This window comes from Nocardiopsis coralli, assembly GCF_014892575.1.
GTDB lineage: Bacteria > Actinomycetota > Actinomycetes > Streptosporangiales > Streptosporangiaceae > Nocardiopsis > Nocardiopsis coralli.
Map to the genome: position 1 here is coordinate 118,390 of NZ_JADBGI010000015.1, position 25,833 is coordinate 144,222.

General features: G+C 72.0%; 24 protein-coding genes. 10 read left to right on the top strand and 14 right to left on the bottom strand.

Annotation, left to right across the window (positions count from 1 at the left end; all coding sequences use genetic code 11):
- Positions 1 to 75 precede the first annotated feature (75 nt).
- Complete coding sequence (locus IDM40_RS17750; protein WP_193123129.1) at positions 76 to 2,115, bottom strand: PhoX family protein; 2,040 nt, start codon at positions 2,113 to 2,115, stop codon at positions 76 to 78.
- 476 nt (positions 2,116 to 2,591) lie between these two features.
- On the opposite strand from IDM40_RS17750, the gene IDM40_RS17755 reads away from it, so the two are divergent.
- Genes IDM40_RS17755 through IDM40_RS17770 form a run of 4 tightly spaced genes read left to right on the top strand, consistent with a single transcriptional unit; the run spans position 2,592 to position 6,723 of the window.
- Positions 2,592 to 3,557, top strand: coding sequence for an alpha/beta hydrolase (locus tag IDM40_RS17755; protein WP_193123130.1), 966 nt, complete (start codon positions 2,592 to 2,594; stop codon positions 3,555 to 3,557).
- A gap of 53 nt (positions 3,558 to 3,610) precedes the next feature.
- On the top strand, positions 3,611 to 4,663 hold the full coding sequence (locus IDM40_RS17760) for a zinc-binding dehydrogenase (RefSeq protein WP_193123131.1): 1,053 nt from the start codon (positions 3,611 to 3,613) through the stop codon (positions 4,661 to 4,663).
- A gap of 32 nt (positions 4,664 to 4,695) precedes the next feature.
- Positions 4,696 to 5,661 carry an alpha/beta hydrolase gene (locus tag IDM40_RS17765; protein ID WP_193123132.1) on the top strand — a complete coding sequence of 322 codons (966 nt, stop codon included), beginning with the start codon at positions 4,696 to 4,698 and terminating at the stop codon, positions 5,659 to 5,661.
- 51 nt (positions 5,662 to 5,712) lie between these two features.
- Complete coding sequence (locus IDM40_RS17770; protein ID WP_193123133.1) at positions 5,713 to 6,723, top strand: hypothetical protein; 1,011 nt, start codon at positions 5,713 to 5,715, stop codon at positions 6,721 to 6,723.
- A gap of 27 nt (positions 6,724 to 6,750) precedes the next feature.
- Here the strand turns inward: IDM40_RS17770 and IDM40_RS17775 are convergent, their stop codons facing one another.
- Genes IDM40_RS17775 through IDM40_RS17785 form a run of 3 tightly spaced genes read right to left on the bottom strand, consistent with a single transcriptional unit; the run spans position 6,751 to position 9,721 of the window.
- Positions 6,751 to 7,590 carry an ABC transporter ATP-binding protein gene (locus IDM40_RS17775; RefSeq protein WP_193123134.1) on the bottom strand — a complete coding sequence of 280 codons (840 nt, stop codon included), beginning with the start codon at positions 7,588 to 7,590 and terminating at the stop codon, positions 6,751 to 6,753.
- A complete protein-coding gene (locus IDM40_RS17780; protein WP_193123135.1) occupies positions 7,587 to 8,669 on the bottom strand; it encodes a FecCD family ABC transporter permease in 1,083 nt (360 codons plus the stop codon). The genes IDM40_RS17775 and IDM40_RS17780 overlap by 4 nt, the downstream gene beginning before the upstream one ends.
- The gene (locus tag IDM40_RS17785) at positions 8,666 to 9,721 is read right to left on the bottom strand and encodes a FecCD family ABC transporter permease (RefSeq protein WP_193123136.1); all 1,056 of its coding nucleotides are present in this window, start codon (positions 9,719 to 9,721) and stop codon (positions 8,666 to 8,668) included. Before IDM40_RS17785 ends, IDM40_RS17780 begins: the two co-directional genes overlap by 4 nt.
- Positions 9,722 to 9,887: 166 nt before the next feature.
- On the opposite strand from IDM40_RS17785, the gene IDM40_RS17790 reads away from it, so the two are divergent.
- Positions 9,888 to 10,904 carry an ABC transporter substrate-binding protein gene (locus IDM40_RS17790; protein WP_328807051.1) on the top strand — a complete coding sequence of 339 codons (1,017 nt, stop codon included), beginning with the start codon at positions 9,888 to 9,890 and terminating at the stop codon, positions 10,902 to 10,904.
- Between the two features lie 25 nt (positions 10,905 to 10,929).
- Here IDM40_RS17790 and menD read toward each other — a convergent pair whose 3' ends face one another.
- The 3 genes from menD to menB form a co-directional block, all read right to left on the bottom strand.
- A complete protein-coding gene (gene menD, locus IDM40_RS17795) occupies positions 10,930 to 12,645 on the bottom strand; it encodes a 2-succinyl-5-enolpyruvyl-6-hydroxy-3-cyclohexene-1-carboxylic-acid synthase (protein WP_193123137.1) in 1,716 nt (571 codons plus the stop codon).
- A gap of 116 nt (positions 12,646 to 12,761) precedes the next feature.
- Complete coding sequence (locus tag IDM40_RS17800; protein ID WP_193123138.1) at positions 12,762 to 13,733, bottom strand: o-succinylbenzoate synthase; 972 nt, start codon at positions 13,731 to 13,733, stop codon at positions 12,762 to 12,764.
- Positions 13,730 to 14,569 (bottom strand): 1,4-dihydroxy-2-naphthoyl-CoA synthase, encoded by an 840-nt coding sequence (gene menB, locus IDM40_RS17805; RefSeq protein WP_193123139.1) that lies wholly within the window; start codon positions 14,567 to 14,569, stop codon positions 13,730 to 13,732. Before menB ends, IDM40_RS17800 begins: the two co-directional genes overlap by 4 nt.
- 253 nt (positions 14,570 to 14,822) lie before the next feature.
- Here menB and IDM40_RS17810 point away from each other — a divergent pair, with 253 nt between their 5' ends.
- The 3 genes from IDM40_RS17810 (at position 14,823) to IDM40_RS17820 (ending at position 18,426) form a co-directional block, all read left to right on the top strand.
- Positions 14,823 to 15,989 (top strand): AMP-binding protein, encoded by a 1,167-nt coding sequence (locus IDM40_RS17810; RefSeq protein ID WP_235997716.1) that lies wholly within the window; start codon positions 14,823 to 14,825, stop codon positions 15,987 to 15,989.
- Between the two features lie 506 nt (positions 15,990 to 16,495).
- Positions 16,496 to 17,926 (top strand): RNA polymerase sigma factor, encoded by a 1,431-nt coding sequence (locus IDM40_RS17815; RefSeq protein WP_407939988.1) that lies wholly within the window; start codon positions 16,496 to 16,498, stop codon positions 17,924 to 17,926.
- A 137-nt stretch (positions 17,927 to 18,063) separates the two neighbouring features.
- On the top strand, positions 18,064 to 18,426 hold the full coding sequence (locus IDM40_RS17820) for a hypothetical protein (protein WP_407939989.1): 363 nt from the start codon (positions 18,064 to 18,066) through the stop codon (positions 18,424 to 18,426).
- Between the two features lie 73 nt (positions 18,427 to 18,499).
- On the opposite strand, the gene IDM40_RS17825 is transcribed toward IDM40_RS17820, so the two are convergent.
- From IDM40_RS17825 to IDM40_RS17835, 3 genes are all read right to left on the bottom strand, one after another.
- Positions 18,500 to 18,901 carry a hypothetical protein gene (locus IDM40_RS17825; protein WP_193123143.1) on the bottom strand — a complete coding sequence of 134 codons (402 nt, stop codon included), beginning with the start codon at positions 18,899 to 18,901 and terminating at the stop codon, positions 18,500 to 18,502.
- Positions 18,902 to 19,012: 111 nt separating this feature from the next.
- Entirely contained in the window at positions 19,013 to 19,501 is a 489-nt protein-coding gene (locus tag IDM40_RS17830; RefSeq protein WP_193123144.1) for a hypothetical protein, read from the bottom strand.
- Between the two features lie 185 nt (positions 19,502 to 19,686).
- Entirely contained in the window at positions 19,687 to 20,049 is a 363-nt protein-coding gene (locus IDM40_RS17835; protein WP_193123145.1) for a GntR family transcriptional regulator, read from the bottom strand.
- A gap of 231 nt (positions 20,050 to 20,280) precedes the next feature.
- Between IDM40_RS17835 and IDM40_RS17840 the strand changes: the two genes are divergently transcribed.
- A complete protein-coding gene (locus IDM40_RS17840) occupies positions 20,281 to 20,928 on the top strand; it encodes a DUF1345 domain-containing protein (RefSeq protein ID WP_193123146.1) in 648 nt (215 codons plus the stop codon).
- Positions 20,929 to 20,952: 24 nt separating this feature from the next.
- Here the strand turns inward: IDM40_RS17840 and IDM40_RS17845 are convergent, their stop codons facing one another.
- Positions 20,953 to 21,495, bottom strand: coding sequence for an HPP family protein (locus tag IDM40_RS17845; RefSeq protein WP_193123147.1), 543 nt, complete (start codon positions 21,493 to 21,495; stop codon positions 20,953 to 20,955).
- Between the two features lie 172 nt (positions 21,496 to 21,667).
- Positions 21,668 to 22,828 (bottom strand): NAD-dependent formate dehydrogenase, encoded by a 1,161-nt coding sequence (locus IDM40_RS17850; RefSeq protein ID WP_193123148.1) that lies wholly within the window; start codon positions 22,826 to 22,828, stop codon positions 21,668 to 21,670.
- A gap of 124 nt (positions 22,829 to 22,952) precedes the next feature.
- Between IDM40_RS17850 and IDM40_RS17855 the strand changes: the two genes are divergently transcribed.
- Positions 22,953 to 23,867, top strand: coding sequence for a LysR family transcriptional regulator (locus IDM40_RS17855; protein WP_216630960.1), 915 nt, complete (start codon positions 22,953 to 22,955; stop codon positions 23,865 to 23,867).
- Between the two features lie 103 nt (positions 23,868 to 23,970).
- Here IDM40_RS17855 and IDM40_RS17860 read toward each other — a convergent pair whose 3' ends face one another.
- Positions 23,971 to 24,324 (bottom strand): hypothetical protein, encoded by a 354-nt coding sequence (locus IDM40_RS17860; RefSeq protein ID WP_235997705.1) that lies wholly within the window; start codon positions 24,322 to 24,324, stop codon positions 23,971 to 23,973.
- Positions 24,227 to 25,819, bottom strand: a complete 1,593-nt coding sequence (locus tag IDM40_RS28265; RefSeq protein WP_235997706.1) for a sodium:solute symporter family transporter — start codon at positions 25,817 to 25,819, stop codon at positions 24,227 to 24,229. The genes IDM40_RS17860 and IDM40_RS28265 overlap by 98 nt, the downstream gene beginning before the upstream one ends.
- Between the last annotated feature and the right edge of the window lie 14 nt (positions 25,820 to 25,833).

Consider the following 25,833-nt stretch of genomic DNA (forward strand, 5'->3'; position numbering starts at 1 on the left):
CGGCCCCGTACACACGAACCGGCACCGGAGTCCCCCACGACGGACGCCGGTGCCGGTGATCTGTGGAGCGGCCGGTCAGGCCGTGCCGACGTCACGCCCCTGCGTGTGCCAGATGCACACCACGGACGGGCGCGCGAAGTCGCCGTCGGGCCAGGTGCTGGTGGGCTCCTCGACGGTGCCGTTCTCGCCCGGGTGCTGCGGGGCGATGAAGGCGGTCTTGTTGTCCTCGGTGATGAGCGGCCCGCAGCACTCGGCCTCGACCGGGACGGTCGCGAAGGTGCGCAGCTCGCCGCGGAAGCGCCCCTCCACCGGGACCACGTGCAGGCCGTCGTTGATCTCCAGCGCCGAGGGCTGTCCGTCGGTGGCTACCCAGAGGTTGCCGTCCTTGTCGAAGGTGACGTTGTCGGGCGCCGAGATGGGCATGACCTTCGACTTGTCGTAGCCGGCGAAGTAGGTGCTCTCGTCCTCGGGGTCGCCGCAGACGATGGGCACGTTCCAGGTGAAGGACTCCGCGCCGGCGTCGTTGCGGTCCTCGACGACCTCCAGGATGTGGCCGTGCTTGTTGGGTCCGCGCGGGTTGGGCTCGTCGGCCTGGCCGGGCTCGCGGGCGTCGTTGTTGGTCAGGCAGCAGTAGACCTTGCCGGTCACCGGGCTGGGCTCGAAGTCCTCGGGGCGGTCCATCTTGGTGGCGCCCACGGCGTCGGCGGCCAACCGGGTGTGGATGAGCACCTCCTCGAGGGTGAAGCCGTCCACGAAGCTCTCGGTGTTGCTGGCCAGCGGCACCCACTCGCCCCTGCCGTCGAACTCGCCGTCGCTGGGCAGGGTTCCGGTCCCGTCGATCTCCTCCTCGGGGCTGTTGCCGGTCAGGCGGCCCACGTAGAGGGTCCCGGTGTCGAGCAGGCTCATGTTGTGCTTGCGCGAGCCCTTCACGTACTGCTTGGCGCTGACGAACTTGTAGATGTACTCGAAGCGCTCGTCGTCGCCCATGTACACGGCCACACGCCCGTCGGAGGTGATGGCGGTGGTGGCGCCCTCGTGCTTGAAGCGGCCGAGCATGGTGCGCTTGGTCGGCTTCGACTCGGGGTCGGTGGGGTCGATCTCCACGACCCAGTAGAAGCGGTTGGCCTCGTGGGGGTGCTTGGCCAGGTCGAAGCGTTCCTCGACCCGGTCGAAGCGGCGGCCCACGTAGGTGTCGCCCTCGACCTCGATGGAGTAGCGGGCCAGGGCCTCGCGGTCCTCCTCGGCGACCTGGTCGCCGCCCACGAAGTACTGGTCGCAGTTCTCCTCGCCGCTCAGGAACGTGCCCCAGGGCGTGTAACCGCCGGCGCAGTTGTTGAGGGTGCCCAGGGCCTCGACGCCCTCCGGGTCGGCCTCGGTGCGCAGGAGCTCGTGTCCGGCGGCCGGCCCGGAGATCCGGAACGGGGTGTTGCCGGTGATGCGGCGGTTGAAGGGCCGATCGCCCCCGGCCAGGCGCCACTCGCCGGTGCCGTTCTGGCGCTCCAGCTCGAGGATCGACCCGCCGTGCGCGGCGATGGCGACCTTGATCTGCTCCAGGTCCGCGTCGTTGCCGTCGGTGTACCCGGCGAACATGAGCTCTTCGTTGGTGTACTCGTGGTTCACCCAGAGCAGGCCGTGGTCGTCATCGAGCTGGTGGAAGCCGACGTAGTCGCAGTTGTAACCGAACTGCTGCTCCTGGGCCTCACCGGTCTGGTTCTCGAAATCGAACTCCGGGGCGCCGGGCAGGACCGGGTCGCCCCACCTGATGACGACGTGGTGGTCGTAGTTCGGCGGGACCGTCACCACGTCGTCGGTGTTGGGCTGGACGGCCTCGAACGTGGGCCGCGGCGAGGGGTGGTTCCGCTCGTTCGCGGCGGCCGACCCGGCCGAGGAGAGGCCCAGAGCACCCGCACCGGTGGTGACGGCCGCGCCCTGCAGGGCGGTCCGGCGGGAGAGCACCGCACGGAAGATGTCACCGAAGTAGGGGTTGTCGCTCTTGTTGGGCGCGGGGTGGAAACAGGCGTTGCCGCACCGGTACTGGCAGGTCTTGGGGGAACGGCCGCCCCCGACCTCTGCGAACAGGGGCAGCAGTCGGCGGCGGGGCGCGGATTCGGGCACTCGTTCTCCTCGTGGATCGTGGCTCTCCACGCCCTCGGCCGGGTACGGGCTCCGGTGGGGGCACGGAGACTGACGGGCAGGGGGACCTCTGCCTGGTCGACTACGACCTTGGCCGAAGCTCCACTCGGTCCGGTGAAAACCGGGTGAACGCGGACACAACTCCCACACACGACTCGTGCTCATCACTCCGGACCGTTGCGAGCTCACACACCGTAGGCCCCGGGGTGATCCTTGCCTACCCCCCTGCCGACTTCCAGAAGCCGCGCCAACATCGGCCTCGGGAACGCTCGAACTCGTCCTCCCACCGCAGGGGCACACCGCTGTCCCGCTGCCGGGCGCGCGCGAACGGCGGAGAGCAGGGCCGGAATCCGCCGCGATCGGCGGTGGTCGGCCGACCCCCGACCACTCGACGATGGGGACCACCGCCGAAACGATGAGGCGCGGTCCCCGTGGTCGCGCGCCGCTGAGGAGTTCCGATGACAGAAGTGCCCGTCCGCCCGCCGTTCGACCGCGAGGCCGCGGTGGCCCTCGCCGCCATCGCCGACCAACTGGAACCGGTGACGCCCGAGACCATCTCCGCGATGCGTTCACGCGGGACCCCGTTGGACCTCTCCGACGACGCTCTGGCCGACGTCGGCATCACCCGCAGGGACCTGGCCATCGCGGGGTACAACGGCGACGAGATCACCGTCTCGGTGCTCGAGCGAGCGGGCCGGACCGGGACCGGCCCCGGGATCTTCCACACGCACGGCGGCGGCATGATCACCGGGGACCGCATGGTGGGCGTGCAACAGCTCCTGCCGTGGATCGTCGAGCACGACGCCGTCGTCGTCACGGTCGAGTACCGGCTGGCCCCCGAGTTCCCCGACCCCTACCCGGTCGAGGACTGCTACGCCGGGCTCCGGTGGACCGCAGCACACGCCGCCGAACTCGGCATCGACCCCGAGCGCCTGCTCATCGCCGGCGCGAGCGCGGGCGGCGGCCTCGCAGCCGGCGTCACCCTGATGGCGCGTGACCGCAACGGCCCGCGGCTGCTCGGCCAGCTGCTCATTTGTCCGATGATCGACGACCGCGACACGCCGGTGTCGACGGCTCAGTACCCGGATGAGGGCACGTGGGTGCGCTCCAGCAATCGGACCGGGTGGAACGCCCTGCTCGGTGAGCGCCGCGGGACCGACGAGGTGTCGGTCTACGCCGCCCCTGCCCGGGCGACCGACCTCTCCGGTCTGCCGCCGGCGTTCATCGACTGCGGATCCGCCGAGGTCTTCCGGGACGAGGACGTCGCCTACGCGAGCGCGCTCTGGCGCGACGGCGTCCAGGCCGAACTCCACGTCTGGCCCGGCGGCTTCCACGGCTTCGACATGCTCGCCCCGCAGGCCGCCGTGTCCCAGGCGGCGACCGCCGCGCGCGACGCCTGGGTGGCCCGCCTGTTCGGCGCATGACGGCCCGAGCAGCGGACACGACAGACCTTCACCACGACCTCAGGAAGCACACCATGAGAGCAGCACGGTTCCACGGCAAAGAAGACCTCCGCGTGGAGGAGGTCCCCGAACCCAGTCCCGGCCCCGGGCAGGTGAAACTGCGCACCGCCTTCACCGGCATCTGCGGCTCCGACCTGCACTACTACTTCTGTCCCGAGTCCCTGCCGTTCGATCTGGACAACCCGCACCCGCTGACCGGCGCGCAGCTACCGCAGACGCTCGGGCACGAGTTCGCGGGCACGGTCGTCGAGGTCGGCGAAGGCGTGAACGGCGTGCGGGTCGGTGACCGGGGCGCCGTCTACCCGATGTGCGTTTCCTGTGGCGAGTGCACGCCGTGCCGCAGGGGGCTGCCGTTCATCTGCCGCCTGATGGGTTCCCTCGGTGCGACCGCCCCCGGCGGCGGTCTCTCGGAGTTCGTGACGTTCGACGCCTCACTCCTGCACGTTCTCCCGGAGAACGTGGACCTTCGGATGGGCGCGCTCGTCGAACCCATGGCGGTCGGCTGGCACGCGGTCGAACGCAGCGGGGTCGAGGCGGGCGGCACGGCGCTCGTCGCCGGCGCCGGACCGATCGGGATCGGCTCGTGGTTCGCGCTCAAGGCCCGCGGGGTCGACCGGGTCCTCGTGTCGGAGCCGAACCCGGAGCGCCGCGCCGCCGTCGCCGCTCTGGGCGCGACCGTGGTGGACCCTGCCAACGAGGATCTCGCGGCGGCCGTCGCCGAGCTCACCGACGGGGAAGGGGTGGACGCCGCGGTGGACGCGGCAGGCGCAGGAGCAGCGGTGTCCTCAGCGGTGGCCGGCCTCGTTCCCGGAGGCCGCCTGGTGGTGGCCGGATTCTATGAACAACCGGCAGAGATCCAGCCCACGCACCTGATGATGGCCGAGACGGAGATCGTCGGAGCGGTCGGTTACAGCGCCGAGGAGTTCGACGCCGTCATCACCGCGATGGGCCGCGGACAGTACGACACCACCGGGTGGGTCCAGGAGATGGCGTTCGACGAACTGCACGACGCTCTCCACTCGCTGCGCAACGGGGTCGGCAACAAGATCCTCATCCGGAACAGCTGATCGACGCCCTGAAAAACCGAACGAAGGAGCCCGTGTTGTCTGCTTTCCCGCGCCCACCGTTCGACGCCGAACTCGAGGCCGTGCTCGCGGCGCTCGCCGACCAGATCCCGCCGACCCTGACCGCAGACATGATTCCGCAGCTGCGACAGGCCGCGCCGGCGCAGACCTCCGACGAGGTTCTCGCCGAAGCCGGGCTGACCCGCCGGGACGTCACGGTCCCCGGGCATCTGGGCGACGACATCACCGTCTCGGTCATCAAGCGCCGGGACCACCGGGGGCCCGGCCCCGGCATCTTCCACACACACGGCGGCGGCATGGTCTCGGGCGACCGGTTCTCGGCACTGACCCAGGTCATCCCTTGGGTGGTCGAGCACGACGCCGTCATGGTCACCGTCGAGTACCGGCTGGCCCCCGAGTTCCCCGACCCCTACCCGGTCGAGGACTGCTACGCCGGACTGCTGTGGACCGCCGAACACGCCGCCGAACTCGGCATCGACCCCGAGCGCCTGCTCATCGCCGGCGCGAGCGCGGGCGGCGGCCTCGCAGCCGGCGTCACCCTGATGGCGCGTGATCGGCGCGGACCGGCCCTGGCCGGGCAGATGCTCATGTACCCGATGCTCGACGACCGCGACCGGACGGTCTCGTCGGCCCAGATGGAGGGGGTGGGCCTGTGGGACCGGGCCAGTAACACCATGGGCTGGACGGCGCTGCTCGGTGAGCGCCGCAGGACCGACGAGGTCTCCGTCTACGCCGCCCCCGCCCGTGCGACCGACCTGTCGGGGCTGCCTCCCGCGTTCATCGACTGCGGATCCGCCGAGGTCTTCCGGGACGAGGACGTGGCCTACGCGAGCGCGCTCTGGCGCGACGGCGTCCAGGCCGAACTCCACGTCTGGCCCGGCGGCTTCCACGGCTTCGACCTGGCCGCCCCGCACACCGCGCTCGCGCACGCCATGACGGAGGCCCGGAACTCCTGGGTGGCCCGCCTCCTCGGCGCCTGAGGCCCGTCGCGGCGGGTCACTAGACTGTGCGGAAGCGGCGAAGGAGCACCGATGGAGCGGCTGGTCGGCCACCTGAGGTCCGTCGATCCGGAGGCGAGTGAATCCCTGAGGATCGTGGAGTACTTCGATGTGCTCCTCAAGCGCGGCGCCGGCGTCGACGGACTGCTGCGGGGCGCGGCCGTTCTTTCGGGGACTGTGGCCGGTGCCGAGGTCCGCGGGCGGGTGAGCCGGCGCGGACCCGAGGGAGGTGTACCGGACGACGCACCCGGCGCCCGGTGCTCCTCCCGACGGTCCGGTGAGGGCTGGTCGGTGTGGCTGGAACGGGGCGGCGACGCGCTCGCGGACGACGAGATGATCGTGGAGCGCCTCGCGCTGGGCGTCGAGTTGCTCGAAGCGCGCCGCCGCCCCGCCGGTGGCCTGGAAACGGTCATCGACGCGGAGAGTCCGGTCGCGGAGCGGACGAAGGTCCTGGCCCGGCTCCACCTCCGTGCCGCGTCACCGGTGCGGATCATCGCGACGCCCGCCGACGCCCCCGAGTTCGGGGCGCCGACCGCGACCGTGCCGACCCCGTACGGGCTCCTGCGCGCCACCCTCGACACCGCCGATCCCTCCGCCCCGGGCGAGGCGGTGTCCCCGGCCGGTCCCGCCGGCCTCGGCACACGAGTGCGCGCCGACCGGGCACCGGAGTCCTGGGAGGCGGCGGTCGTCGCCCTGCGTCTGGCCGACGGGACCGACCCCGTGGTCGACGCGTCCTACCTGGGCGGGCTGCTGCTGGTCGCGCGGGGTCACGACCCGCGGTCTCCGCACGAGGACGTCGTGGCTCTCGCCCGCCTCGACCCGCGCGCGGCGCACATCCTCCGGGTGCTCGTCGAGTCCGAGAGCATGCGCTCGGCGGCGGCCGCCCTGGGCACCCACCACTCGACCGTGCAGGCCCGGCACGAGGCACTGACCCGCGCCCTCGGCTACGACCCGCGCACCCCGCTGGGGAAGATCCGCTACGTCACGGCCGAGCTGCTGCTCCGGCTGACCGACCCCGCGTACCTTCCCGCTTCCGACGGCTGACCCTTCCCCCGGTCGCACGGTGTCCGGTCAGGCCCCTCCCCCGGCGCGGCCGACCGGGACGATGAGCGGACCGCCGGAGACGGGGTCGGCCGTGACGACGGCCTCCAGGTCGAAGGCCTCGCGCAGCAGCTCGGGGGTGAACACCTCGGCGGGCGGCCCGCAGGCCAGGACCGTGCCGCTGCGCATGACGACCACGGTGTCGGCGTAGCGCGCGGCCAGGTTGAGGTCGTGCAGGACCATGACCACGGTGCGGCCGCCGCTGCGGTTCAGGTCGCGCACCAGGTCCAGGACGTCGATCTGGTGGACGAGGTCGAGGAAGGTCGTGGGTTCGTCGAGCAGGAGCAGGTCGGTGCCCTGGGCCAGGACCATCGAGATCCAGGCCCGCTGGCGCTGTCCGCCGGAGAGCTCCTGCAGCGGGGTGTCTGCGAGTTCGGCGAGGCCGGTGCGTTCCAGGGCCCCCTGCACGACCGTGCGGTCCTCGGCGGCCCACTGGCGGTACCACTTCTGCGCGGGGTGGCGCCCGCGGGCGACGAGGTCGCCGACGGTGAGGCCGTCGGGGGCCGTCGGCTGCTGCGGCAGGATCCCCAGCACCTGGGCCACACTGCGGGTCGGCACACGGTGGATGTCGCGGCCGTCGAGTTCGACCGATCCCGCCCGGGGCCGCATGAGGCGCCCGAGCGCCCGCAGCAGGGTGGACTTCCCGCAGCCGTTGGGGCCGACCACGCACGTGACGGTGTTCTCGACGACGTCGAGGTCGAGGGAGTCCACCACCGTGTGGTCGTCGTAGGCCAGGGTCAGCCCCCGGGCGCTCAACCGTGCGGCGGGGGTTCCGGCCGGACTGTCGAGGTGGGCGGGTGGTGTCTTCACGCCTGCCCCTTTCGGTTTCCGCGGACGAGCAGGTGGATGAGGTAGAGGGCGCCGAGGCACCCGGTGACGATGCCGACGGGCATCTGGGCCGAACCGAAGAACGTGCGCGCGATCAGGTCGGCGGTGGCGACCAGCCCGGCGCCCACCAGCGCCGACAGCAGGACGGGCGGCCGCGGGGTGCTGGCCAGGCGCAGCGCGATCTGCGGCGCGGCCAGGGACACGAACAGGATCGGGCCGGCCGCCGAGGTACCGGCGGCGGCGAGCAGGATCGCCAGCACGAGCGCGGCGGTACGGGCGGTCTCCAGCCGCACGCCCAGAGCCCGCGTGACGTCCTCGCCGAAGGAGAGCGCGTCCAGGGTGCGGGCGGCGACGAGCGCGAGGGGAAGCAGCAGCACCAGCGCGACGGCCACGGGCAGCGCATCGGTCCAGGAACGCATGTTCAGGCTCCCGGCGATCCAGACCATGGCCCGGCCGGTGTCGTCGACCTCCCCGAGGGTGAGCATCCAGATCGTCACGTTCATCAGGGCCGTGGAGATGCCGACGCCCACGAGCAGGAGGCGGAACCCGTCGATCCCGCTCCTCCAGGCGAGCCCGTAACACAGCGCCCCGGCCGCCAGCCCGCCCAGCAGCGCGACGGCCGGGGCCCCGATCTGGGCGAGCGGGCCGCTGACGGCGCCGTAGCTGCCACCCAGGGCCAGGACGGCCACGACACCGGCGCTGGCCCCGTGGGTGACCCCGAGCAGGTCCGGGCTGGCCAGCGGGTTGCGCATGATCGTCTGGGTGATGGCTCCGGCCGCGGCCAGGGCGGCGCCGGCCAGCACACCCACCACGATGCGCGGCATGCGCACCTGCCAGACGGTGAAGTGGTCGTCGTAGGTGAGCCCGACGACGTTGGCCCACACCGTCGCCGGCGACAGGACCACGGTGCCGAGGGAGAGGTTGAGGCCCACCAGTGCCACCAGCACCAGGGCCGCCGCCGTGCAGGTGCCGATCAGCCGTGGACGCAGGCGCAGGGCGACGGGGCCCGCGGTGAACGCGCGCCGGGTGTGGAGGACGGGCCGGTCGAAGGTCGGGGTCACAGGGCGAACAGCCTCCGGCGGCGGACGACATGGATGAAGAAGGGGACCCCGATCAAGGCCAGGACCACGCCGACCTGGAGTTCGCCGGGCGGGGCCAGGAACCGTCCGGCCACGTCGGCGACCATCAGCAGTGCCGCGCCCATGAGCGCCGAGCAGGGCAGCAGCAGGCGGTGGTCGCTGCCCACCAGGGACCGGGCCAGGTGCGGCACGACCAGCCCGACGAAGGCGATGGGTCCGCAGGCGGCCACCGTGATTCCGGTGAGCAGGGTGACGGCGAGCATTCCCACCAGGCGGGCGCGTGCGACACGGAAGCCCAGGCCCCGGGCGATGTCCTCCCCGAGGGCGAGGGCGTTGAGGGCCCGGGCGTTGGCCAGGGCCAGTACCGCCCCGATCAGGACCACGACGGCCATGGGTCCGATGATCGAGGGGTCGCGGCCGACGAGGGAGCCCACGCGCCAGAAGCGGAAGCTCTCCATCGTGGACTGGTCGAGCAACACCAGCCCGGAGGTCACCGAGTAGGCCAGCCAGCTCACGGCGGTGCCGGCCAGGGCGAGGGTGAGGGGTGTGGGTCCGCGCCCGGGCACGGAGGCCACGGCGTGCACGAACACCACGGCCGCACCGGCTCCGGCGAAGGCGAACCAGGCCTGCGCGTGCAGTGCGGTGACGCCCAGGAAGTGGATCGCGGCGACCACGGCCAGCGCGGCGCCGAAGGTGACCCCCAGGATGCTGGGGTCGCCCAGGGGGTTGCGGGTGTGTCCCTGCATGAGGGTGCCGCCGAGGCCGAGGGCGATGCCGGCGAGCAGCCCCAGGACGGTACGGGGCACGCGGATCTCGTGCACGATCGTGTCGGCCTCCGCGCCGGCCCCGCTGGTCAGGGCCTGCCACACGGTGGCGGGGTCGAGGGTCCGTGCCCCGACCAGGACGCTCGCCGTCGCGGCCAGGGCGACGGCCGCCACGAGCAGGGCGAGGATGCCCGCCGTCCGGCCGCGGCCCCGGTCGGTGCGGACGGTCGGCGGCCGCGGCTCGGGGGACACCGCCGTCGTCCTGCTCACTCGTGTCTCCCGTCATGACGAAGGCCAGGCCAACCCGGGTTAGGTTTGCCTAGCCACACTTGAATGACCTAAGTTTGCCACGGTCTGTCCAGGAACGTCATCCGCCCTGCTGAGACACCCGTCCACGGGTGGTTCGAACCCCGTCACGCCCCCATGGAGCCCCACCGTGCACACCCCCGTTCCGATGCGCTTCCGCGCCCTGTCCGTCCTGGCCGCGGCCTCCGGCGTCCTGCTGGCCACCTCCTGCGGAGCGAGCGGCCCGGACGGCGGGGACGGCCCCGACGAGGGCGGGGCCGGTTTCCCCCGCACCGTCGAGCACGCCATGGGCGAGACGGAGATCCCCGCCGCCCCCGAACGGATCCTGCCCCTGGACGCCACGTACGTGGACGCCGCGTTGGCCCTGGGCGGCGAGGTCGTGGGGTACACCCAGCCCGCCGACAACGAGGAGACCCTCCCCGAATACCTTCTGGAGAGCGAACACAACAACGGTGACGCCTCGGGGGCCTCGTCCGTGGGCATGCTCTGGGAGACCGATCCCGAGCTGGTGGCCGCCGCCGAACCCGACCTGATCCTGTCGGCCGAGGTGCGCCACGGCGACGGGTACGAGCAGTTCTCGGAGGTCGCCCCCACCGTCATGTCGGAGGACGTCGGCGTGTCGTGGAAGGACAACCTCCGCCTGACCGCTGAGGCGATGGGTGAGGAGGACGAGGCCGAGCGCCTGATCGGGGAGTACGAGGACCGTGCTGCCGCGATCGGCGAGGAGATCGCCGAGGACCACGGCGGCGAGGCCCCCACGGTGTCGGTGGTGCGCTTCGCCGGGGACGCCGAGGGGGTGCGCCTGTACACGCGTGAGTCCTACGTGGGTGTGATCCTCGACGACCTGGGCATCCCGGGCGGCGAGCACACCGAGACCGACGCCGACGACATCGCCACTTACCACAGCCCCGAGCGGTTGCTGGAGCTCGAGGCCGAGCACATCGTCGTGGCCACCTACGACGACGGCGAGGCAGGCGAGGTCGACGACGAGAAGGAGCGCTACGTCACCAACCCGCTGTGGGACCAGCTCGAAGGGCAGAAGACCGACGTGGACGACGAGCACTGGATGTCGGGCGTGGGTGTGATCTCGGCCCACGAGGTCCTGGACGACGTCGCCGAACTCTTCGACGTCGACCCGCAGGTCTGAGCCCGCGGCGAGGCCCCCGGGGCGCTCACACGAGCAGGTCGAGGGCCTCGTCGACGGCCGTCTGGAGGCGGCGGCGCAGGTCGGCGCCGGCCGCGCGCGAGGTGCACACCTCGATGATGCGCAGCCCCTCGCCCATGAGCGCCTTGGACAGGTCCCCGGCCCACTCCAGGCGTGTGTAGGGAAGGTCGGCCACGGCGGCGATGCGTTCCATGGACAGCCCGTGCGGGGTTCCGAAGACCCGCTCGAAGTCGGGGTGGCCCGCCTGTTCGAGACCGGAGAAGATCCCGCCGCCGTCGTTGTTGACGACCACGATCGCCAGGTCGGGGCGGGGTTCGCCGGGGCCGATCACGAGCCCGTTCTGGTCGTGGATCATCGCCAGGTCGCCCAGGAGCGCGTAGGCGCGCCCCTCCCCCGTGCGCTGGTGGGACAGGGCGGCGCCCACGGCGGTGGAGACGGTGCCGTCGATGCCGCTGACCCCGCGGTTGCCGACCAGGCGCAGGCCGCAGCGGGCCGCCATGGTCGAGTCGAGGTCCCGGATGGGCATGCTGGATCCGGCGAACAGCAGGGAACCCGGATCCAGGTGCGCGGCCAGGTCGCGGGCCAGGCGGGGTTCACTGAGCGTTTCCTCGGCGTCCAGGACCCCGTCCACGGCCGCACGGGCCGCGTTCTCGGCCCGCTGCCACGATCGTGACCACGCCGTGTCGGCGGGGCCCGCCTGCTGCGTGCGGGCGGGCGGGGCCACGGCCGCGACCACGTCGGTCGCGGTCCGGGTCGGGTCGGAGAAGGAGTCGGCCAGGTGGGCGGAGGGATCGCCCACCGCGTCGGCGGTGACCACGACGTGGCGGCGTGCACGCCTCAGGTAGGCCAGGACCTGTCGGGACAGGTTGGGCCGCCCCACGCTCACGACGAGGTCGGGCGTGTGCTCGGCGGCGAACCGGGGCGAGGCCAGCAACTGACGGTAGGTGGAGACCGCGCCCGTGCGGCGGGCGTTGGAGGTGGGCTCGGCCAGCAGCGGCCACCCGGTGAGCTCCGACAGCGCCAGGAAGGGCACCGGGTCGTAGTCGCCGTCGCCGCACACGATGACGCCGCGCTCGGCGTCGGGCAGTTCGAAGGGCGCGGGTTCGGGGGCGCGCTGCGGACGCACGGTCCACGGGCCTCCGTCCTCGCGGCCGTCCAGCGGCTCGGGCCACTCCGGGCCCTCGTCCTCGTCGGGGGTGAGGGGCTCGCGGAAGGCCACGTTGAGGTGCACGGGACCGGGCCGGCCGCCGCGGGCCGAGGCCCATGCACGGCCGGTCAGCGAACGCCAGTAGGCGGCCATGCCCGGGACCGGGTCGGGTGTGCCGACCTCGGCGAACATGCGCACGGCGCTGCCGTACAGGCCGATCTGGTCGGCGGTCTGGTTGGCGCCGGTGCCGCGCAGTTCCGGGGGCCGGTCGGCGGTGAGCACCAGCAGTGGCACACCGGACTCGTCGGCCTCCATGACGGCGGGATGGAAATTGGCGGCGGCGGTGCCGGAGGTACAGACCACGGCCACGGGGGTGCGGGAGGCCCGCGCCAACCCCAGGGCCAGGAACGAGGCAGAGCGCTCGTCGACACGCACGTGCACCCTGATGTCACCGTGGGCGACCAGGGCGAGCGCGAGCGGAGTCGAACGCGACCCGGGCGCGACGACGGCCTCGGTCAGGCCGCAGCGGGCCAGTTCGTCAACGAGGACCCGCGCCAGGGCGGTAGACGGATTCATCCACAACGCTTTCGTTCGTCAAGGTGTGTACCAATTCCCAGTCAACCCGCTCGGCGGCCCCGGTGCGAGCCGACCCGGCTGTGAGATCCGGCGCGGTCCCCGTCGCGGGGGCCGCCTCAGCGGCCCTGCCCCGCCTTCCTGGCGGCCTCGGCGCGCTCGCGCCAGCCGGCCGGGTCGGTCTCGACCGCACGCAGGTGTTCCTCGTCGACGGCGGCCGGGCGGACCGGCAGGGCACCGTCGACCGGCAGCAGCGGTTCGGCGGTGACGTCGCCGGTGAGCATCTGGACCGTGGCGAGCCCGCACGCGTAGGGCAGTTCGGGCAGGGCGGCGGCCAGGGCCACACCCGCGGCGATCCCGACGGAGGTCTCCACGGCGCTGGAGACGACCACCGGGAGCCCGCAGGCCTCGGCGATCTCCAGGGCCGGACGGACCCCGCCCAGGGGCTGGACCTTGAGCACGACCACGTCGGCGGCCTCGGCGGCGCGGACCTTGAGCGGGTCCTCGGCCTTGCGGATCGACTCGTCGGCGGCCACGGGCACGTCGACGCGGCGGCGGACGCGGGCCAGCTCCTCCAGGCTCGCGCAGGGCTGCTCGGCGTACTCCAGGCCGAAGCGGTCCAGCTCGGTGATCATGGAGACGGCGGTGTCGGCGTCCCAGGCCCCGTTGGCGTCCACACGGATCCGACCCCCGGGGCCGAGGGCGTCGCGGACGGCCTCGACGCGGGCGAGGTCCTCGGCCGGGTCCTGGCCCTTCTCGGCGACCTTGACCTTGGCGGTGGCACAGCCCCCGGACGCCACGATCTGCGCCGCGCGTTCGGGCCCGACGGCGGGCACGGTCACGTTGACCGGGACGGTCGTGCGCACGGGCTCGGGCCAACCGGTGTGGGCTGCCTCGACGCACGCCTGCCACCAGCGCGAGCTCTCCCGGGGGCCGTACTCGGCGAACGGGGAGAACTCGCCCCAGCCGGCGGGACCGTGCACGAGGAGCCCCTCGCGCACGGTGATCCCGCGGAACCGGTTGCGCAGGCCGATCGCGTACGCACGCCCCCCGGCGGATCCGGCCGCCGGGGGCGGGACCGGGCGGCTCACGGGCGGCGCGGGTACTTGTCGAACTCGGGGCGGCGCTTCTCCTTGAACGCGTCGCGGCCCTCCTGGGCCTCCTCGCTCATGTAGTAGAGCATCGTCGCGTCACCGGCGAACTGCTGCATGCCCGCGGCACCGTCACTGACGGCGTTGATGGCGCCCTTGACCATGCGCAGGGCCAGCGGGGACTTGTCGAGCATCTCGCGCGCCCACTGCACCGTCTCCTTCTCGAGGTCGGCGAGGGGCACGACGGTGTTGACCATGCCCATCTCGCGGGCCTCCTGCGCGTCGTACTGGCGGCACAGGTACCAGATCTCGCGGGCCTTCTTCAGGCCGACGGTCTCGGCGAGCAGCCAGGAGCCGTAACCACCGTCGAAGGAGCCGACCTTGGGGCCGGTCTGGCCGAAGCGGGCGTTGTCGGCGGCGATGGTGAGGTCGCAGCACACCTGGAGGACGTTGCCGCCGCCGATGGACCAGCCGGCGACCATGCAGATGACCGGCTTTGGCAGGCGGCGGATCTGGACCTGCAGGTCGAGCACGTTGAGGCGGCCGATGCCCTGCTTGGCCACGGCGTCGTCGCCCATGTAACCATCGTCGCCGCGGATCTTCTGGTCCCCGCCGGAGCAGAACGCCTGGTCGCCGGCGCCGGTGAAGATGATCACACCGACTTCGGCGTCGTCGCGGGCGATGTTGAAGGCCTGCTGCAGCTCGAAGAGCGTCTGGGGCCGGAAGGCGTTGTGCCGCTCGGGGCGGTTGATCGTGATCTTGGCGATGCCCTCCGCGGTCTCGTAGATGATGTCGGAATACTCGCCCGACCGCTGCCAGTCGATCACGCTGCTCACGGCTACTGCCTTTTCCTCACGGGGACACTGGGGACGCGCGGTGCGCATCGGATGCACGGTACGCCCGAACGTCAACTTTATGCATTCTGCCAGCCCGTCCGGGACTCCCCTGCCCCGGGCCCGCGACGTGGGCGGGGACGGGCGCGGCCGGGGCGGACATATCCTGGCGGGCGTGGTTAGCCAGAGCGTCGAGCCGTCCCCCGCCCCTTCCCGCGCCTCCTCGGGAGGTCGCGCGCTGCGGGCGGCGGTGGGGTTGTCCCCCGAGCGGATCACCGAGCTGTACGCGCGTGCACTGGAGGGCGAGGGCCCGGCCCTGCTCCCGGTGCCGGCTGGTACCCCCGACGCCCGGGCGCGCGAGCTGCTGGAGGCGATGCGCCCGGACTCGGTGCTGACCCCTGAGGGCGAGACCCCCTTGGAGGGAGGAACCCCGGTCGGCGAGGACACCGCGCTGGTGGTGACGACCTCCGGGTCGACCGGCGCGCCGAAGGGTGTGGAGCTGTCCGCGGCTGCGCTGCTCGCGTCGGCACGGGCGTCGGTGGAGCGCATCGGGGCCGCGCCCGGTGACACCTGGTTGTGTGTGCTGCCGGCCGGCCACATCTCGGGCCTGCAGGTCATCACCCGCGCCCTGGCCATGGACACCGAACCCGTGCACGCCCCCTTCGACACCGACGGTGTGGCCGAGCTGGCCGAGCGCCTGACCCCGCACGTGTCGCTGGTCCCCACGCAGCTGCGCCGCCTGCTCGCGGCCGGCGCGGACGTGAGCCGGTTCGGCTCGGTCCTGCTGGGCGGGGCCGCGGCCGAACCCGAGCTGTTGGAGCGCGCCCGTGACGCCGGGGCGCGGGTCATGACCACCTACGGCATGAGCGAGACCTGCGGCGGGTGTGTCTACGACGGCGTTCCCCTCGACGGGGTCCGCGCCGAGGTGGAGCCCGAGGAGCCGGACGGTCCGGGACGGATCGTGCTCTCGGGGCCGGTCCTGGCGAGCGGGTACCGGTACCCGACGGGCTCAGAACCGGGACCCGACCCGTTCGACCTCGAGCCCTCCGGTCGCCGTGTGCTGCGCACCCAGGACCTGGGCCGGTTCGAGAACGGGCGCCTGCGCGTGCTGGGCCGGGTCGACGAGGTCATCAACACCGGCGGGCACAAGGTCGTTCCGGGCCAGGTCAACACCTTGCTGAGCGCCCACCCCGGGGTGGCCGAGTCGGTCGTGGTGGGACGCCGCGACCCGGAGTGGGGCCAGCGGGTGAGCGCCGTGGTGGTCCCGGCCGACGCCGGCGCCCCTCCGACCCTGGAGCAGTTGCGGACGTGCGTGCGCGAACACCTGCCCGCCTACGCGGCCCCGCGCGAGCTCGACCTGCGCACGTCGATCCCGCTCCTGGCGTCGGGCAAACCGGACCTCCGGGCCCTGCGGGAGGCCTGAGCGGCGTCCGGGGACGATCGGGGGACGAAGCGGCGTTTACCGGTGCGCTCCCAACCCGTGGGACCCTGGGGCCGGAGCAGCGCGTGTGCCCATCGGCCCGGTCGGGGTGCACACGGCACGGGAGCCCTCCGGCCGCGCGATGATGCGGGGGTCCGGGGAACTTCCGGAGGCTTCTTCGCGTCTACCCGAGTATCCGGTCCTTCGGCCCCTCAGTCCCAAGGAGGCCCGCGGTTGGCTACTGCCATCGGCCCACCCGTCCGCGTCCCCGTGCCCTCCCCCGGGTCCGGGGGTACTCGGTCCTGCCGCGACCCCTCAGGGGCGGTTCCCTTTACCCGCTCCGGCGATCAGATGGCCACTGGCGACACAGTGACTTATGCCACTCTCGCCGATATGCAATCGAGACAGGGAACATTTGACTCCCCGACACGTTGGACATATTGGCGCGTCCAGTCGGCGGGAACCCTCCGCCGCGTGCCAATCGCCGAGGAAGGGAGGGAGTTGCCCGGATGACAAGCACTGGCATGACCGCTTCGGAAGACACGGACCTCACGGACCAGACGGATCACGAAGCGACGGCCGGCAGCGCTCCGACCGAGGAGATCACCGTCGACGCGGCCCTGACCGACCTGATCACCCGAGGCCGTGCGCAGGGACAGGTGTCCCTCTCCGAACTGCGCACCGCCTTCACCGCGGCCGGAGTCTCCGCCTCCGAGGGCCGCACCATCCTGCGTGAACTCACCGAGAACGGGGTCCGCCTCTCCAAGAGCGGCGACGACTCCGCACTGGTGGCCGACCCTGACGCCGAGGACGACGTGCTGGAAGACACTCTGATCGCCACGGTGCTCGACACCGACGAGGCACCCAAGGCCGCATCCGGCAAGGTCGCGCCCCGCAAGGGCTCCTCCACACGGAGGAAGCCCCGTTCGCCGCGGCGCGCCAAGAAGGCCGAGAACACCCAGACCAACCCCGACCCGGACTCCGGCGAGGCCGACCTCGACGACCAGTCCCCCGCGATGGGCGACTCGGTCCACACCTACCTGAAGGCGATCGGTCGCCGTCAGCTGCTCACCGCCGAGCAGGAGGTCGACCTGGCCAAGCGTGTGGAGGCCGGGCTCTACGCCGAGTACCGCCTGGGCCAGCACGGTGAGGTCGACGAGTCCTACGACCTGGCCCCGGTCGAGCGCGACGAGCTCGAGTGGGTGGCCGAGGACGGCCGCACCGCCAAGTCGCACATGCTCGAGGCCAACCTGCGCCTGGTCGTGTCGGTGGCCAAGAAGTACAGCGACCGCGGGATGTCCCTGCTGGACGTGGTCCAGGAGGGCAACCTCGGGCTGATCCGCGCGGTCGAGAAGTTCGACTACACCAAGGGCTTCAAGTTCTCCACCTACGCCATGTGGTGGATCCGCCAGGCCATCCAGCGCGGCTTCGCCGACTCCGCGCGCACCATCCGCCTGCCCGTGCACGTGCTCGAGCTGCTCAGCAAGGTCAGCCGTCTGGAGCGCGACATGCACCAGGCGCTGGGCCGCGAGCCCACGCCCGAGGAGCTGGCGCTGGAGTTGGACAAGACGCCGACGCAGATCGAGGAACTGCTGCGTGTGACGCGCCAGCCCATCAGCCTCGACTCCACCATCGGCGAGGACGGCGAGACGCGCATCGGCGACCTCATCGAGGACGTGGACGCCTCGGAGGCCTCCGAGGTGGTCGACCGCCAGCTCATGGCCGACCAGCTGCGCAACGCGTTGTCGGACCTCGAGCCGCGCGAGGCGACGATCATGTCCCTGCGCTTCGGCCTCATGGACGGCCGTCCGCGAACCCTGGACGAGATCGGCAAGCACCTCGGCCTCACCCGTGAGCGCATCCGGCAGCTGGAGAAGCAGTCGTTGTCCAAGCTGCGGCACCCGAGCCGGGCACAGCAGCTCCTCGACTTCGCGAGTTAGAGGACCTGCCGTAACCGGCCGAACGACGTAGGGGGCCGTCCCATCGGGGACGGCCCCCACGTCTGTCTCAGGGCTGTCCCTGACTGTGCCCGGGTCTGCGGGGCGATCGGGGCATCGACCGGCGGCACGGTGCGACCATGGAGGGCATGGACGACCACTCCTCCACACAGCGCAGGGACGAACTCGCCGCCGCACTGCGGGCCGGCCGGGAACTGGGGCCCGAGTACGACGAGGCCCTGGCCGCGTCCGTGGTCGAGAACGTGGACGCCACCATCGACGAGAAGGTGCGCCGCCAGGTGGAGGCCCAGCTGCGCAAGGACCGGCCCAAGGTCGGGGTGCCCTCCAACACGGTGCGGCTCGTGCTGTCCCTGGTGACGCTGGGTCTGAGCCTTCCGATCACCGCGATCGTGGTGACCCTGGGGCCGCCCGGCGTGCTGCCCCTGGTGTGGCTGGGGATGATCGCCTTCTACATCGTCTCCGTGCTGGGACTGCGCCGCTGAGCGCCGTGTCCCGGGAACGCCGAGGGGGCGGGGCCCCACTGGACCCCGCCCCCTCCGTCACGTGCGTAGCGCCTCAGCAGGCGTCGAGGATGGCCTCCTCGGTCTCGGCCATCCGGTCGGCGCCCTCGGTGACCAGCGACGGGTCCTGCTCGTCGATGCCGTCGAGGAGGTAGGCCGTGGCCTCGGTCCGCTCGTAGGCGGTCTCCTGCTTGTTGCCGCTCAGGTTCTCCTCGAGCACGACCATGTCCTCGTAGTGGGCGTCCAGGATGTCGAGGTGCTGCTCCTGGGGTTCGATGCCGTCCTCGACGTAGTCCTGGTAGACGCTCTGCGCGGCCATCCCGATCTCGCCGATCTCGGCCTCGACGTTCTGGCACGCCGACCGTGCCTCGGCGTTCGTGCAGGAGGTCAGCGCCAGAGGGAGCGCCACCATCGCGACGAGGGCGAGGGGGCGCTGGGGGTGGCGAAGGTGCAACACGTGGGGTGCTCTTTCCGGACGGGTCTGGGGTCAACTCGGGGGGTGTCGCCGGGGGATGCAGCCCCGCGGGGGTCCACGGGGATGTGCGGGGGCGGGAGCAGTGAACCAGATTCAGAACAACAACGCGAAGAACATGATCAGCAGGGCGATCGTCCCGATGAACAGGGCCACGACACAGCCGATGACGGCGCCGATGGGGTTGCGGCGCGGCGGGTAGGGGTGACCGCCGTGGTAATAGGGGTCGTGGTGGTAGTGGCGGCTGCGGCGCCACCCGTAGCCGTATCCACCGCCGTACCCGCCGCCGTACCCGCCGTACCATCGGCGCCGGGACGGGGCGGGCGGGGGCATGGGACCGCGTGCCATACCGGGGCCGCCGGCGCGGCTGCCGGGCGTGCCCGGGGACGTGCGGCGCCGGGGTGCACCGCCGCTGCGGGCCGCCCCGCCGATGCCGGGCGAGCTGCCGCCGCCACCGAAGGACTTGCCACCGCCGCCGCGGCCGCCGAAGGACCTGCCGCCGCTGCGCCGCGAGCCTCCGCTCCGGCGCGAACCGCCGCCGCTGCGCCGGCCTCCGCCTCTGGATCCTCCGCCTCTCCTGGCCATGGGCACCTCCCTGGGGGTCGAGTACGTGCCGCGCAGGGGACGGCGGCACAGATCGACCTTAACGGGAGGTCAGCGCGTCTCGGACGCCGAGCAGGGGGCAGGGCCGCTTCCGGACACGATGCAACCGGACGGGCGCGGGATCCGTCGTTGTCCCAGGCCCCGGTGGTGTGACGCGCAGTGCCGGGTCAGCTCTCCAGGGCAGCGCGCAGGATCCGGACGGCTTCCTCCTCGTCCAGGCCCACCCGCTGGATGACCTCGGCGTAGGCACGGGCCGCCTCCAGGGCCTCGGCCCGCTGGTCGTCACCGGAGGCCGCCACGAACGTTCCCGAGCGGCCCCGGGTCTCCACGACTCCGGCCTGTTCGAGCTCCCGATATGCACGGGCGACCGTGTTGACCGCCACCGAGAGCTGCCCGGACAGCGCCCGTACCGTCGGTAGTCGGTACCCGACGGGGAGCTCCCCGTTGGCCGCGGCGATCGCGACGATCGCCCGGATCTGCTCGTAGGGCGGAACCTTCGACGTTGGATCAATGCGGATGAAATCCGCCATCTCCTACCGCGCTCCCCACAGGGGCCCGTGGGCCCCGTCCCCGTCGACCGCGGGGGTCTGTCCTGGCCTGGTCGGGACCCAAACTACCCCGTGCGGCCCGCAGGTGCGTTCGTGCTGCCCGCCGCCGGCGCGACCTGCCCGGCGCGCGTCCATCGCGTTCGGTGCGGCCGCGACGGGGCAGGATGGGCCCCTGGCTCCGCACACCGGGTGGTCTCCGACCGGAGGAGGATCATGCTCACGCTCAGACGGCTCACGATCCGCGCGACGTCCCGCCTGGCGGCATCACTGTTCATCGGGGTGGTCGGCGGGCTCCTGGCGGGCCTCTGGGCCGAGACCGCCCACGGCGCCCTGGTCGGGATCGCGGGTACGGCGGCGGTGTTCGCGGTCAGCGGGGCGGCCGTCCTGTGGCCGATGGACGCGGAGTCCACGCGCGAGGAATCCCTGCGGGAGACCTTCGGACCGGTCCTCGACGAGCTCAGTGTCACCGTGGCCGGGCTGTGCGGGATCGGCGTGACCATCGCGATGCTGGTCCTGGGAGGCACGGACGCGGGTTACGTGCCGGCCCTCGTCGCTCTGTTGAGCGTGTTCATGCTCTGGGCCGGCCTCCACCTGATGTACGCCACCCATTACGCGTACCTGTACTACGACGAGGGCCGCCGGAGCGGGATCGATTTTGCGATCGATTCAGCGCCCTCGTACCGGGAGTTCATCTATTTCAGTTTCTCCATCGGCATCAGTTCGGGGATCCCCGGTGGAATGTCGGTGACGGACACGGGGATCATGTCCGTGGTGTTTCGCCACGGACTGCTGTCCTACGTTTTCAGAACGGTGATCATGGCGGTGGCCATCAACCTCGTGGTGGGTGTTTTCACCGGTTGATCCGGAACCGGGCCCGGTCCGGGATCAACCACCGGAGATCCGCCGCATGAGGAGCCGGTGGAGCAGTGCGCACGACGTCAGCAGCACCGCACCGGCCAGAACGGGTGTGAACAGGTAGTCCCAGCCACCGTGGGTCAGCATGATCGCGATGGGCGTCGCTCCCGCGGGCGGGTGCACGATCCGCAGTGCGGCCATCGCAGCCATCGCGACGCCGACCGAGAGGCCCAGGCTCCACCACTCGACCGGCATGAGCGTGTGCACGACCAGACCGCAGAGGGCGGAGACGAAGTGGCCCCCGATGACGCCGGCCGGCTGTGAGAGCGGCCCGTCCGGAAGCAGGAAGACCAGGACGCAGGAGGAGCCGAACGCCGCGACGAGCACGGGCGTTCCCGCGACGTCGCCGGTCAGGGCCAGAACCCCGATCGTCATCGCCCCGGCCAGCGAGGCCGCGAGGATGACGTGCCAGGGCGGCCGTTGCTGCGGGGAGACCGTGCCGTGCCTGACGAACACGGCCCACCGGCCGAGCAGGCCGCGCAGGCCGGCGGCCGGCCTTTCGGAACTGTTCACCGGTGCTCCCGGGGTCGTCGTTTCTCTCTCGCTGTGTTGCCGGGCGGGAACGGGGGCGCCCCGGCGCGACCGTGCCCACCGCCGGGACGGGCACGGGGCGGGCGGGTCCACGCACCCGTCCGCCCCGCTGGTCCCCGCTCCGCGCCCGCCGCAGGCCCTGCCGGGCCTGGCCTCAGGACTGCTCGGCGTAGGAGTGTGCGCCGGTGCCCGCGTAGGAACCGCCCTCGACGATGAGGTACTCGGGGCGGATCGGGTTCCCGGCGAACCAGTCCTCGAGGATCTCCCGGGTCCCTGCCGCGTAACGCGCCTGCCCGGACAGGGACGTGCCGGACGTGTGGGTGGTCATGGCGTTGTTCGGCATGGAGCGCCACGGGTGGTCGACCGGCGCGGGCTGCGGGTCCCAGACGTCGCCGGCGTAGCCGGCGAGCTGACCGGACTCGAGCGCGCGGACGACGGCGTCCCGGTCGGCGATGGCCCCTCGTGCGGGGTTCACGATGTACGAACCGCGCGGCATGGTCGCCAGCAGCTCGTCGTCGAGCAGGCCCTGCGTCTGTGCGGTGAGCGGGGCGTGCACGGTGAGCACGTCGACCTCCGTGACGAGGTCCTCGATGCTCTCGTAGTAGGTGAGGTCGTACTGCTCCTCGTACTCCGCCGGCAGCCGGAACCGGTCGGTGTAGCTGAGCTGCACCCCGAACGGCGCCAGGCGCTCGATCACCGCACGGCCGATGCGGCCGGCTGCGAAGACACCCACGCGCATGCCCTCGAGGTCGTAGGAGCGCTCGACGGCATCGGCGATGTTCCAGCCGCCCTCGGCCGCGATCCGGTGCTGCTTCACGAAGTCGCGCACCAGGACGAGGACCTGCATGACGGTGTGTTCGGCGACGCTGATGCTGTTGCTGTAGGTGACCTCCGCGACGGTGATCCCGCGCGCGTTGGCCGCGTTCAGGTCGGTGTGGTCGGAACCGATGCCGGCGGTGACGACCAGGCGCAGGTTCTCCGCCTTCTCGATCCGCTCGGGCGTGAGGTAGGCGGGCCAGAACGGCTGCGAGATCACGATGTCGGCGTCGGGCAGTTCGCGTTCGAAGACGGAGTCGGGGCCCTCCTTGTCGCTGGTGACCACGACGGTGTGCCCCTCGGACTCCAGCCATTCCTTCAGGCCGAGCGCGCCGGACACGGACCCCAGCAGTTCACCGGGGGTGAAACCGAAGTCCTTCGGCGTCGGCAGCGTGGCACCGCCCGGGTACGCGGAGACCTCCGGAATGGTGTCCCGCGCGTACTCCGGCGGAAATCCGGAAACGGGGTCCGGGTACAGGACGAGAACAATTTTGGCCATGATTCCCTCCAACAGGGGAATGAGCTTTTCAATGCGATTTCCATTTCACATTAGCCCCGCTGCCGGGTGCCCACCACGAACGTCTGATTGCCATGCCACAAGCCGTGGTTGTGCGTAATATGGAATGGTGTTCAGCAACCAGATGCCGGATCTTCGCGCCCTCGAACTCCTGGATGCGATCGGGCGCACGGGGTCCATCACCCTCGCCGCGGGGGAACTCGGGGTGACCCAGCAGGCCGCCTCACTGCGGCTGCGCAGGCTCGAACAGAGCCTGGGACGGTCGCTCGTCGTGCGCGCGTCCCGGTCCTCGCAGCTCACCGGCGACGGCGCCGCCCTGCTCGGACTCGCCCAGGGTGTACTGGAGGCGGCGGCCGAGATGGACGCGGCCCTGGAGACGATGCTCGCTGCGCAGGACCGGCTCAGGGTCGCCGCCAGCCTCACGGTCGCCGAGTACCTCCTGCCGCAGTGGCTCGGCGACTACATCGGCAACGGCAACGATCCGCGCAGCGTACGGTCGCGCGCGACGAACACGCGGGAGGTCGTCCGGCTCGTCGCCGACGCCGAGGTCGACATCGGGTTCGTCGAGGGGAACGAGCCGCCGCCCGGGCTGCGCTACACGTACGTCGCCTCCGACGAACTCGCGGTGTTCGTCTCCCCCGCCCACCCCTGGGCCAGGACCCCGCGCATCAGCCCGTGGACCCTGGCCAAGACCCCGCTGGTCACCCGCGAGGAGGGATCGGGATGCCGGGCGGTCGTCCAGGCGGCGCTCCTGGACCACGGGGTCGAGCGGTCGAGCCTGTCGGAGCCCGCCCTCGAGTTCTCGAGCAACATCTCGGTGCTGGAGGCCGCGGCGGCCGACGTGGCCCCGGCGGTCATCAGCAGGCTCCCGGCCGCGTGGTACCTCGAACAGGGGCGGCTGGTGCGCGTACACGTGCGCCACGTCGAGTTCCGGCGGCAGTTCGGCGCGGTCTGGCGCCAGGGGCAGGTCCCGCCCACCCACTCCGCGCAGGAGCTGCTCAGGGCCGCACTTTCGGGGTGAGCGAGCTGTCTGCCCTCATACGACTGCTCCCCGGGTAGATGGAACTGGATTTCACAGTCCGACTTCCGGGGAGCAGTTCACGCGGTGCGGGGCCCGTCGGGGGTCAGAACGTGCGGCGGGGGATGCGCTGGACCCCGTGGAGTCGGTGGTCCTCGCGTGCCGTGAGCAGTTCCTCGGCGTCCTCCGTGGCGCGGCGCACGGCCGGGGTGGCCAGGCGCTTGCGGCGGTGGATGCGGTCGGTGTAGCCCTTGGGGCCCACGAGGGTGCGTTCCTTGGCGTAGGCGGCCCGCATCGCCTCGGTCAGGGCGGTGTCGAGCTCGACGCCGTGGCGGCGCACCTCTTCGGCGGGGGCTCCCTGTTCACGGGCGGTCTCCAGCGCGCTCTGGGCCCGGGAGACCGAGCGCAGCAGGTCGGGCAGCCGGTCGGCCCGCTCCTGGTCCTCGGCCAGGCGCTGCATCGCCTGTTTCCTGCCCTGCTTGACCGGTGACATCTGTGTCCTCCGTTGCCCGAGTGTGGTCGGTCACAGTCACTCTAGCCCCAGGGCGCGTGAGCCCCGCGACGGCGGTGTGGACGATGAGGCAGACCACCGGGGCGGCGATGGTGCTCCACCCGTCGGCGGCCTCGGTGAGCAGGTCGTTGGGCAGGTACAGCAGGGTGTTCTCGGCGCCGTGGATCGTCGGGGTGAGCACGAAGGCGACCAGGCGCACGGTCAGCCCTGCGGCGATGCCGGCGACCGCCGCGGCCGTCCCGCCCCGGTTCCAGTACAGGCCCAGGAGGAACGGCACGACCATGCTCGCCAGCAACAGGTCGAAGGCGAGGGTGAGCAGGATCCCGCTCTGGGGCACCCGCACGGCCACGAACGCCCCGGCCACGGCGAGCGGCACCATGGCCGCGCGGATCGCCCACGTGGTGCGCCCGTCCATGGACCCCTCGGCGGGCGGGTCCGAGCTGAGCACGTTGCGGACGACCACGGCGGAGGCGCTGAGCAGGACCCCGCCCACCGTGGTCAGGGAGGCCATGACCAGCCCGGAGACGGTCAGCACCGCCAGCCACACGGGGGCGTGCCCGTCCAGGAGCACGAACAGGACGGGCCCGCCGCCGGAGACCACCCCGGCCCCGGCCAGGGCGACGAAGGTCAGGGGCAGGCACAGCACGAGGATCCCGCCGGCACCGATGAAACACGCACGGCGCGCGGCCGAGGGCGAACGTGCGGCGAAGATCCGGTTCATGAGGTCGATGGCCATGAGGTTGCCCAGTCCCAGGGCGAGCAGGGTCGCCCAGTTCAGGACGGCGCCGGAGTCGGCCGAGGCGAGCTGGTCCAGGTCGGCGGGGCCCAGCCCTTCGGGGGCGCCGAAACCGTGGGTGGTGGCGGTCCACACGGTCAGGCAGACCACGGCGACGGCGTTGACGGCGATCTGCAACAGCCCGGTGTAGACGCCGGCGAACAGGCCTCCGGCGACGGTGTAGGCGAGCACGACCGGGACGGCCAGGGCGATGCCGACGGTGTGGTGGATGCCGAGGAAGAACTCCGTGAGCAGGCCCAGGGCGACGAGGTTGCCCGCGAGCAGGACGGCGAAGGCGATGACGGTCAGCACGGCGGCGGCCAGCTCGACCGCACGGCCGTAGCGGTGCCGGAAGAACTCGGGCAGGGTCACCCAGCCCATGGCGTTCATCCGGCCCGCCACGAACAGCCCGGCCAGGACCAGGCACAGCGCCAGCCCCAACGGGAGGGAGGCCCCGGCCCAGAACCCGGCGTCCACGGCGGCGTCGGCGTTGCCGAGGGTGGCGTTGGCGTCGACGGCCTGGGTCATGAGTACGGCGCCGACCAGCGACGCCGGCAGGGCCCGGCCCGCGAGCAGGTAGGAGGAGGCCCGGCCGCGCACACGGCGTGCGGCCAGGACCCCGAGCAGGGACAGGGTCAGCACGGTGACCCCCGCGCCCAGGACGATCATGGGTGCTCCAGAGG

What these genes read in the sequence shown, in the direction of transcription:
- IDM40_RS17815 (WP_407939988.1), top strand. Translation starts at nt 16,496, where the DNA reads ATGACAAGCACTGGCATGACCGCTTCGGAAGACACGGACCTCACGGAC.
- IDM40_RS17850 (WP_193123148.1), bottom strand. Translation starts at nt 22,828, where the DNA reads ATGGCCAAAATTGTTCTCGTCCTGTACCCGGACCCCGTTTCCGGATTT.
- IDM40_RS17860 (WP_235997705.1), bottom strand. Translation starts at nt 24,324, where the DNA reads ATGCAGCGCCTGGCCGAGGACCAGGAGCGGGCCGACCGGCTGCCCGAC.
- IDM40_RS17835 (WP_193123145.1), bottom strand. Translation starts at nt 20,049, where the DNA reads ATGGCGGATTTCATCCGCATTGATCCAACGTCGAAGGTTCCGCCCTAC.
- IDM40_RS17755 (WP_193123130.1), top strand. Translation starts at nt 2,592, where the DNA reads ATGACAGAAGTGCCCGTCCGCCCGCCGTTCGACCGCGAGGCCGCGGTG.
- IDM40_RS28265 (WP_235997706.1), bottom strand. Translation starts at nt 25,819, where the DNA reads ATGATCGTCCTGGGCGCGGGGGTCACCGTGCTGACCCTGTCCCTGCTC.
- IDM40_RS17840 (WP_193123146.1), top strand. Translation starts at nt 20,281, where the DNA reads ATGCTCACGCTCAGACGGCTCACGATCCGCGCGACGTCCCGCCTGGCG.
- IDM40_RS17855 (WP_216630960.1), top strand. Translation starts at nt 22,953, where the DNA reads ATGGTGTTCAGCAACCAGATGCCGGATCTTCGCGCCCTCGAACTCCTG.
- IDM40_RS17830 (WP_193123144.1), bottom strand. Translation starts at nt 19,501, where the DNA reads ATGGCCAGGAGAGGCGGAGGATCCAGAGGCGGAGGCCGGCGCAGCGGC.
- IDM40_RS17820 (WP_407939989.1), top strand. Translation starts at nt 18,064, where the DNA reads ATGGAGGGCATGGACGACCACTCCTCCACACAGCGCAGGGACGAACTC.
- menD (WP_193123137.1), bottom strand. Translation starts at nt 12,645, where the DNA reads ATGAATCCGTCTACCGCCCTGGCGCGGGTCCTCGTTGACGAACTGGCC.
- IDM40_RS17760 (WP_193123131.1), top strand. Translation starts at nt 3,611, where the DNA reads ATGAGAGCAGCACGGTTCCACGGCAAAGAAGACCTCCGCGTGGAGGAG.
- IDM40_RS17770 (WP_193123133.1), top strand. Translation starts at nt 5,713, where the DNA reads ATGGAGCGGCTGGTCGGCCACCTGAGGTCCGTCGATCCGGAGGCGAGT.